Below are 9388 nucleotides of genomic sequence, written 5' to 3'. Positions count from 1 at the left end.
GCTCAGCTGGTAGAGCAATACACTTTTAATGTATGGGTCCAGGGTTCGAATCCCTGCGGGATCACAAAAGAAAGCCTTTCACAATAGTGAGAGGCTTTTTTGTTTTACAGCGTTTTGAATCCATTCAAATAAGATGCAAAATGAAGAAGACTCTTGTTGCGTTAGTAATAAAAAGCTTTCATGCTTGAGAATAAATCAATGCGCAATAGGATCATGATAATAATCCCTGCGGGATCACAAGAAGGCTTCCAAATTGGAAGCCTTTTTTATGCCCTAAAGTCAAACCGCAGTAAACAAAGGCAATTCTAATTTAAACCCTCTTTGCACCCTATTTCAGTAAATGCAAACACATATTAATGAGGTCTAAATACACTTCTAAAAAAGTCTACCGACTTATGTTCACACCTAACCAAATACCTATAGTTTATCGAAACTTATTATCAATATTCACTAATAATCCATAACTTTTAAAAGATTAAAATACTACTATGGAATTAGACAAGAAGTACAGAAATTACCTTATGCCTTTGTTGCAACCCAACAACACTATTTCTTTACTTAAAGCGGTATTAAACTTTAGCATCTTTTTCTTCACTATCCTCGTTGGAATCGTCGCTTATCAAGATTATTTCTGGTATGTACCCTTACTTTGGATTCCATTGATACTTGTAATTTTCAAATCATTTCTATTTCTGCACGATACCGGACATTACAACATGTTTAGCGCTAGAATAATGAATGAAATTGTTGGTCGAACCTCAGGGTTAATTACCACTTTTCCCTATGGACTTTGGCAATATGTACACAATTATCATCATAAAACTTTCGCCAATTTAGATGAACGTGATTTTAATCCTGAAATTTGGATAATGACAGTAGAGGAATACAGGAATGCTTCCGAAGGCAAAAAGCTATTTTATCGTTTTGTTCGTTCAAAATTTGCTCGATTTGCACTTATCCCACTTATCAATTTCTTACTTACTAGAATTCCATCCAAACGTGGAAGTATACAATCTAACACTTCCATCCTCATGAGCGATGCAGCCTATATTATCATCGGATACTTTATTCTACATTATGATCTTGGAATGGAGGTCTTGTGGACCCTTGGAGCTCCTTGGTTTATTGCTTATAGTGTGGTAGCTATGGTTTTCTACATGCAACATCAATATGAAGAGGTTAAATGGTATAGGAAAGAAAAATGGAGTTTACTTGAAGCATCGATTCACGGGGCTTCTTTTATGGATTTTGGTCCTTTTCTTAATTCAATTTCAGAAAATGTACGGTATCATCACGTACATCATTACAACTGTGCTATTCCTTCGGTAAACCTTCCCAAAGTGCATCAAGACATTTTCGAATCACACCACATAAAGCCCGTACATTTTAAAACCTTTTACAAATGTCTTAACCTAAAACTTTGGGATGAAAAAAAGAATAAAATGGTACCTATACCTAAGCAATAATATTGAAATATATTAAAGACAAACCTATATAGCGTATCATCTTCCCGATGAACATGGTAACACTTAAGGGGAGCAAGTCAACTCTGAAAAAACCCAGTGCTGCAGTCATGGGCTCTCCAATTAATGGAACCCAGGAGATAAACCCCAGCTTCACACCCCATTTATCAAAGCGCTTGCGCCATTTTTCTAATTTTGATTCATTCAACTTAAAACGCTTAATTAACTTTTCATTATTGGCGTAATAACCGATGTAGTAATTGACAATACTCCCCAATAAATTTCCACAGGTTGCAACAATCACAACAGGAATGGCTGAATATTCTAATTCATAAAATCCAATCACAAACACATCCGAAGGAAAAGGAAAAAAGGTAGCTGAAACTAAGGTTCCCAGAAACAATCCAAAATATCCAAGTGTTAATAAGCCCATAAGCAATTATACAATGTTCTAATTTAGTATTTTAGCTTTAAAGCAACTTCATGACGAATAAAAACAAACAGCTACCCTTAGTAAAAGGAAAATGGCCTTGGAAAGCAGCTTTTGATCTGATCAAAGACCCTATTGGTAGAACCAAAAAGCAATTTGAAAGTCATGGAGATATCTATAGAGTTTCTGCTCCCATTCCTTTTGTGGTAGTTACGGGTTATGAGCACGCTAAAACAATTCTTCAGCAAAATTGGAGAAACTATACCAAAGGTCCAGCTTACAAAGGGTTTGGATTAATGCTAGGGGATGGAATACTCAACAGCGAAGGGGAAAAGTGGAAGAAACAACGTAAAATGATTCAACCATCTTTCAACAAAGAAGCTGTAAATCAGCTCTATGAAACCATGTCCGACCAAGTCGATGAATTGATCAAATCTTGGCAGAGGAAGAAAACTTCGTCCATCCAGTTAAAAGATGAAATGATTGCGATTTCTATTAAAATTATCAGCGTTGTTTTGATCGGCGAAGCGCGCTCTAGTCATTACGAAGCCAAACTCCTTCCGCTGATACAAAAACAATACTCCTTTGTTCTCTACCACAACAGAAACTTTTTTAAGTTCCCTTTATGGTTTCCTACCCGAAGAAATATTGTTTACAAAAAAACGAAAGAGGAATTAAAACAGCTCGTGCATGAGATTATAGCACTTAAAAAAACGGATAATGATGATACCCTACTCTGCAGGTTAATTCAAGCAACAGACGAGCAGGGTAATAAAATGACAACCGATGAATTACACGATGAATTCTTAACCTTATTCGTTACTGGTTATGAAACGACGGGAAGTGCTTTGAGTTGGGCGCTTATTCTTTTGGCGCAGCATAAAAAGATGCAAGATAAACTAGTAGAAGAGCTCATTGAAAATGACACTCATCTTGAGGGGGTAACGAGGTCTAAGTGGCTTAATGGAGTGATTAAGGAAACGCTTCGCCTCTACCCTTCCGTATGGCTCATAGCTCGAAAACCTATCGTGGAAGATCATGTCAATGGTTGGAAAATTCCTAAAAAAGCACATGTACTCATTTGTTCCTTCATTGCGCATAGAGACCCCAAATATTGGCAAGATCCAGAAAAATTTCTACCTCAACGATTTTTTAATAGACAAGATTTAAGCGGATACATGCCCTTCGGACTTGGAGCTCGTATGTGTATTGGAAATCATTTTAGTCATATAGAAATGATGGCGGTATTGGCTAAAATGAGCAAGGCTTATTCATTTTCATTGCCCTCTGATCAACGTGTAGAGATAGACCCAAAAATCACCCTTCAACCGAAAGGTGATTTGAGCCTAAATATTGTTCCACGCTAAATTCGCAGTCCTACAGAAATTGAAGGAACCATTAAGAATGATTTTAATTCTTCTGGACGCGTATCCACCGATTTGGTCGCTCCGAGATAAAATGCCGAACGAATCTGAGGGTTGATGTAAAGCATTCGTTTATATACATACCATTCGTATCCAACAAATGGGGTAAACAAAAAGGTTTTATAATTTAGATCATTGAAACCTTCCTTTTCGATTAAGATGTTCTCCCACCCTAAAATAAGTCCTACATAAGGATTTGATTCCATATTTTTCGCAACTCTAAAGCGGTACCTTACATTCAAGGCAAACTCTTGTGTTACTCTACAGTTCAAGGAATCGTTGTAATCAACAAACATATTCCTTGCAATTTGATCGGGAATATCTGTGGTCATTAAATAAAGTCCAATCCCCAAATTATTGTCTTTGGTAACATTGTAAAGGATGTTAAGTGAACGACCATTATTGAAAAATAAACCAGGTTCAAATTCAAGTTTTAAACGATTGTTATCTACATTTTCTTGGGCAAAAATGTAAGGCACTTGAATTAAGAGCACAGCAATAACACTGAAAATTTTAATAGAATTTTTCATAGTAAGTAGTATTGTTTCTTTAAATGTATGAAGAAAAAATATACTCACCTATGATATTTATCATTGCAAGGAAAGCGTTATGGTTGATTTATTTGCTTATTTTGAGAAGGTAATACTACTTCATGAGCGAATACGAATACACGCCCGTACCAGGCAGGGGGCTTTTAACACGTAAGTCATTAGATCTCAGACTTGAGCACCTTCAATCGAAAGGATACAAGATTGATCAAATTCAAAAAAGCAATATAAATCCCTATGATATTCAAAAAAATATAGAATCCTTTATAGGCTCTGTAGAGGTTCCTTTGGGTATTGGTGGACCTCTACGTATGAATATTCAAGGAGAGGAACAAGATGTTTATTGTGTAGCAGGTACACTAGAGGGTGCACTAATGGCAAGTATGAATAGAGGTGCAAAAGCCATAAGTCTAGCGGGTGGTGTAAAAGGTAAAATGATTCACCAGCGTATGATGCGCGCTCCCATGTTTCAGATGAATAACTCAGAAGAAGCAGCTGTTTTTGAAGCCTTTGTACATGATAATTTTCCGCAAATTAAAGAGCAGGCAGAATCTTATTCCAACCACGCTTGCTTATTGAAATTAGATACAGTTATTCTCGATGAATTCGTAACGGTAAGGTTCATTTACACCACGGGAGATGCTGCCGGTCAAAATATGACCACAACCTGTACCTGGCATGCCATTCAGTGGATTAATCAAGCGTTTGAAGCAACTACCGGAATAGAGATTAATCATTATATCATTGAAGGAAATGGTGCCTCCGATAAGAAGGTATCTCAACTCTTATTAGATCAAGGTCGTGGTGTTAAAGTAGAGGTAGAATGTACTTTAAGTGAGGACATCATTAAAAAAGTACTTAGAACAGACGTCACAACCATAATGAACTTTTTTACTCCGAGTAAAAAACTCGCCGCTAAAGATGGAATGGTGGGATACAACGTAAATGTAGCCAATGTGATTGCTGCTATTTTTGTGGCAACCGGTCAAGATCTGGCTTCCATTCATGAATCTTCAACAGCCCTGTTAGAAACTAAAAAGGTTGAAAATGGAATTCACGCCAAACTCACCTTATATTCTTTAGTAATTGGAACCGTAGGAGGAGGAACACACCTTCCAAAACAACGTCAAGCTTTAGAATTAATGGGATGCTATGGCACCGGAAAAATAGAACGTTTTGCTACGATTATTGCTGGTTTTTGTTTAGGCCTTGAACTCTCCACTATCTCAGCTATCGCAAGTGGTGAATTCGCCAAAGCTCATGAAAAATTAGGAAGAAACAAACCTGTAGATTGGATACAATGGAATGAACTCAATTCCGATTTCATCACTGCGGTCATTCGTCCGTATCTCTCCGAAACACCCCGTGAAATAGAATTACACAAAGGTGAATTAGAAAAAGGTATTTTAATGAATATCTGTAGAAGGGTAACCAACAAATTAATTGGTTTCATTCCCCTATCAATAGAAACATCTAAAGGAGAGCAAAAAATACTGATCAAATCTAAAGCTAAGGATATAGAGGTAATCAAAGGATTACACATGATGTCTGCCTCTATAGATCCTAAATTGTCAGATTTACTTTCCAACCATAAAGACCATCTCGAATATGTAAACAGTCACCTCAAAGAGCTACTCATACCTCATGAAATTCATCAATTAAATGGAGATGGTACCCCTAAGTATTTCGGGCATATCCTTCATAACCAACGGGAAATCTTCATGCTGTTCCAAGAGTTTTTAGATGCAAATACAATGCATTTAATGGATAGTGAAAACAAACCTTGGTTATGGTCAAAACCCCTGACTAAAAATGTAATAGATGTCATCAACCAAATACATCTCTTATTTAAAAACAAGGATAGCCTACTTGAAAAAGTAGCTGTAAAACAACATCTTATCGCTCAAACAGAAGAGGTGCACAGATGTATGATAGATATACTCATAATGGAATATGGTGAGCACTATAAAGTTTTGAATCAATTTTTAGATGAGTTAATTGAAGGTCCACAAACTCAAGTGCATATGACCTTGGTACATAATGATTTCAACCCTAGAAATATTGCTATACGAAAAAATGGAGAACCTGTAATTTACGATTGGGAACTCTCCGTGATCGATTACCCGCAAAGGGATGTTGTTGAATTCTTAAGTTTCGTTTTGGAAGAAGATTTTTCTGCCGACCAATTGATGCATTGGATAGAATACCATTATCAAATCAGTGAGAGCGAGACATCATTTGAGGATTGGAAGAATATCACCTTACTTTCCATTAAGAAATACATCGTTACACGTATTGTTTTCTATAAAACAGCGAACGTTGTTATGAACTTAAAATTCGTAGATAGAATTTATGCAAATGCTATGAGAATGCTTCAAATTTTAGAGGAAAATTAGCCAAAGCGCTCTGTAAAAGAATCTACCAATTGACGGGTAGGTTCCCAATCTGATGTATCTAAACTTTTGAAATTTATTTGTGCATCTTCTAATACCTTGGTATAAAGTCCCTTCATGCGTTCCATAGCCACTTTGGTTTCGTGTACTTCTTTATTAGATCTTGAAGAAATGCGTTGGTATAAAACTTCTGTAGGTGCGTTTAAAAAATAAACTTCATCGGGCAATGCTATATTAAAAAGCTTACTCAATTGTTTAACTTTAAAATTTTCAGCATCTGAAAACCAATCCTTTAAAAATAATAATAACCCATTCGCATTTTTAATTTGATCCACTCCAAGGTTACGGTTGACTTTTTGTGCAATTTTCTCAAAAACATGCCCTTCTTCTTCCCCAATTTCAAGATCATTAGTTAAAGCAGAAGATTGGTTGAGATACTCCATGTATATTAAACCGTATACGGCCGTATCAATCAAGGGATGTCTTTCGCAAAAAATCACCTTAGGAGAATGACTTTGTTGGAATGCATAGAAATCCTCAAAAAACAGCATAGACGAGAATATAGAGATGATTTTCAAGGTTGGACTTTTTAATTCGTCGGACTTCTCTCCCATTTTATTGATGAATAATCCCACCTTTTTTAAGTCACCTTCGTATTGATCCACCTCGATTTTAGGAACACGAACAAAACGAGCATTTATACTCGATTCTTCTAGCTTATCTAGAAAGGACGTTTTACCACTTCCATCTACACCTGTAATAACGATACTTTTCATTTACAAACTTTCTAAAATTTCACTTACAATCGTTTCAACAGGTACCGATGCATCAATTTCTACCCAATCCGATTGATTAAAAAACTCCCACTTTTTCAGTGCTTTCTTTTGAAAGGTCAAATAGTTCTCGGTGGACTTTTTCTTTAACCCACATTCATAATGCGTAAAATGCTCACCTTTACGTTTGATACACTCCTCAACGGGTAACATTAGTCGAAAAACCTTAGAGGGAATGTTAAACTTTTTCATTTCTTGTTTCACCAACTCTTCATCAGCTCCATAAGCCAATTCAGCCGCAAAATATTTGTAAAAATATGCGTCATGTAATATGATTTCACCCGCACTATTCTCCATGGATTGTTGATAAGCCGAACTCATAAAACGAACGCGGTCATTAGTAGTTAGTTGAAGTAAATGCAGAGCAACTTCCTCCTTAGATTGAAAAGCGCTATTGGCGATTGCATCCCAGATACTAACCACTCTAACGTTAAGTTTAGTGCGAAGTTCTTTAATCACACTAGACTTCCCCGTTCCATCTATCCCTGTTATTACAATATGCTTCATTATTGAATGTTTTTAACGGCTTTAGCAATTTCTTTGGGGTCTATATCTCTGCTTTTCAAATAATCAAAATATGAGGTTTGAGGTATAATGTAATTTTTTAAAGACACTACTAGATCTATTAACAGTTTTAAGAAAAGTAAGAAGGTAAACTTCCATCCGATTTCTTGAGCTATAAGAGAAAAGATGTAATACGGAGCTTTTAGAAAACTTACGACATTTGAAAGAACAGATGCTCCTTTTTGTTGATCGTCTAGTTTCAGGACTACATCAATATTTGGAAAAAATATCTTGCGCAAAATCTTTGCATAGAATAACGCTTTTAAATGAAATTTGGGGAATAGATTGAAATAGATAACATCCTTTTCTATGTCCTGGAAATAGTCATTATAAGAAGCGTGTATATCTCCACCCAATTCAAGTATTTTCAACCTTTTGAGGGTACGTTGAAGCAAATAACCACTTTGGGGTTTTATTTTTTCTATAAATTCTTTGGGTACAGCAGGAGCACAAGAATTACTCATTTGACATGCAAAATAAGCCTTGTCTAATGCATTGGCTTGTTCTAATATGCTATACATTTTCTCGTAATCCAATGACTCATGATAAAGCAAATTGTAAATATCCATACAATCACGTACCCCACATTTGTAAATACCTAGATGTAGAATGAGATGTAGAAAATTGTACTCCGGAGATAAGGCCAAAATATTTACCCCTTCAAATTCAAAAGGAACGGCACTTTTCCAAACATCCTCTATATTGACCTCATATTTTGTTGTAGGTGATTTCAGTCCCCATTGAGAACCAAAAATACAGTTGTAATCAGGACTAATAAAGGACATTCCCACATGACTAAATTGGGCTGGTTTTTCTTTCTCACCACTCCAACCAAAACCAAGCGGTATAAAGCCAAGTTCGAGATATACATCTTGAATTTTATTCCAATCTTCTTTTCTTATGAGAATATCAAAGTCATTCATTCTCTTATACCCCACGTCTTTGTATACCGTATGAAGAAAGTAGTTCCCTTTAAGCACCGCTACGTCTATCCCCTTTTCCTTAAACTTTACAAATACCTGTTGGGCTATATGATTTCGCTTTGAATTTTGTTCCTCAATACGCGTGTGTTCCTTATGAAAAAGTTGTTGCGTAGAATCTGGCAATAACTGTAATAGATTTTTATTCTTGAGCTGTGTGTATACCCAGGGTGCTAATTTCCACTTGAAGCAATAATCGTAGAAAGCATTGTAATCAGAAAGTAAACCTAATCCTTCCTCAATAAGAGCCAATTCCTGAGATGACCATTTGATTTTAGTGATCAAAGACGTGAGCTGAAAATTATTCATCCTTTAAATATACTATACCTGTTGTACCATTCATATTAATCGATTGAGAATTTTTAATTCCTTCGATAATTCCTTTTGCACCAACAATAGCTGGTAAATTCAATTCTCTTGCAATGATGGAAGCATGACTGAGTAAATTTCCTCGTTCTGCAATTATTCCGCTGGCTTGGGTATAGATGTTTATCCATCCTGGTTCAAAAAATTTAGCGATGACGATGTATCCAGAAAAATCTTGAGACAAATCTGTATGCTCATCAACCACAATAAACTTACCTGAAACAGAACCGCTACAGCAACCCATACCTTGTATCGCACCCTCTACGGGTGCAACCCTCGTTTGAGGCACAGGAAAATATTCTCCTTTTAATTCTGCAAAACGTTGAGGAAGCTCTTCTTCTTTAAAATGCTCTAATTCCTTTTTACGGGAAGTCACGAGCTTATTAT

General features: G+C 36.1%; 9 protein-coding genes. 3 read left to right on the top strand and 6 right to left on the bottom strand.

The window, feature by feature from the left end; genetic code table 11:
• Positions 1-488 precede the first annotated feature (488 nt).
• A complete protein-coding gene (locus AC22ZQ_RS09355; RefSeq protein WP_318958518.1) occupies positions 489-1466 on the top strand; it encodes a fatty acid desaturase family protein in 978 nt (325 codons plus the stop codon).
• Here the strand turns inward: AC22ZQ_RS09355 and AC22ZQ_RS09350 are convergent.
• Positions 1456-1896 (bottom strand): YqaA family protein, encoded by a 441-nt coding sequence (locus tag AC22ZQ_RS09350; protein ID WP_318958517.1) that lies wholly within the window; start codon positions 1894-1896, stop codon positions 1456-1458. The two genes, AC22ZQ_RS09355 and AC22ZQ_RS09350, sit on opposite strands and share 11 nt — an antisense overlap.
• A gap of 50 nt (positions 1897-1946) precedes the next feature.
• Here AC22ZQ_RS09350 and AC22ZQ_RS09345 point away from each other — a divergent pair, with 50 nt between their 5' ends.
• Complete coding sequence (locus AC22ZQ_RS09345) at positions 1947-3260, top strand: cytochrome P450 (RefSeq protein WP_318958516.1); 1314 nt, start codon at positions 1947-1949, stop codon at positions 3258-3260.
• On the opposite strand, the gene AC22ZQ_RS09340 is transcribed toward AC22ZQ_RS09345, so the two are convergent.
• Positions 3257-3847 carry a hypothetical protein gene (locus AC22ZQ_RS09340; protein ID WP_318958515.1) on the bottom strand — a complete coding sequence of 197 codons (591 nt, stop codon included), beginning with the start codon at positions 3845-3847 and terminating at the stop codon, positions 3257-3259. The two genes, AC22ZQ_RS09345 and AC22ZQ_RS09340, sit on opposite strands and share 4 nt — an antisense overlap.
• A gap of 122 nt (positions 3848-3969) precedes the next feature.
• Between AC22ZQ_RS09340 and AC22ZQ_RS09335 the strand changes: the two genes are divergently transcribed.
• A complete protein-coding gene (locus AC22ZQ_RS09335) occupies positions 3970-6261 on the top strand; it encodes a phosphotransferase (RefSeq protein WP_318958514.1) in 2292 nt (763 codons plus the stop codon).
• Here AC22ZQ_RS09335 and AC22ZQ_RS09330 read toward each other — a convergent pair.
• From AC22ZQ_RS09330 to AC22ZQ_RS09315, 4 genes are all read right to left on the bottom strand, one after another.
• Positions 6258-7034, bottom strand: coding sequence for a hypothetical protein (locus AC22ZQ_RS09330; RefSeq protein ID WP_318958513.1), 777 nt, complete (start codon positions 7032-7034; stop codon positions 6258-6260). The genes AC22ZQ_RS09335 and AC22ZQ_RS09330 overlap by 4 nt on opposite strands.
• The gene (locus AC22ZQ_RS09325; protein ID WP_318958512.1) at positions 7035-7598 is read right to left on the bottom strand and encodes a hypothetical protein; all 564 of its coding nucleotides are present in this window, start codon (positions 7596-7598) and stop codon (positions 7035-7037) included.
• Complete coding sequence (locus AC22ZQ_RS09320; RefSeq protein WP_318958511.1) at positions 7598-8944, bottom strand: nucleotidyltransferase family protein; 1347 nt, start codon at positions 8942-8944, stop codon at positions 7598-7600. The genes AC22ZQ_RS09325 and AC22ZQ_RS09320 overlap by 1 nt, the downstream gene beginning before the upstream one ends.
• A partial coding sequence (locus AC22ZQ_RS09315) for a PEP-utilizing enzyme (RefSeq protein WP_318958510.1) occupies positions 8937-9388 on the bottom strand: 452 nt, incomplete at its 5' end. The genes AC22ZQ_RS09320 and AC22ZQ_RS09315, both read right to left, overlap by 8 nt.

It is taken from the genome of Lishizhenia sp., from assembly GCF_057456495.1.
The sequence above is the reverse complement of the archived record's forward strand: the minus strand, read 5'-3'. Positions and strand labels throughout refer to the sequence as shown.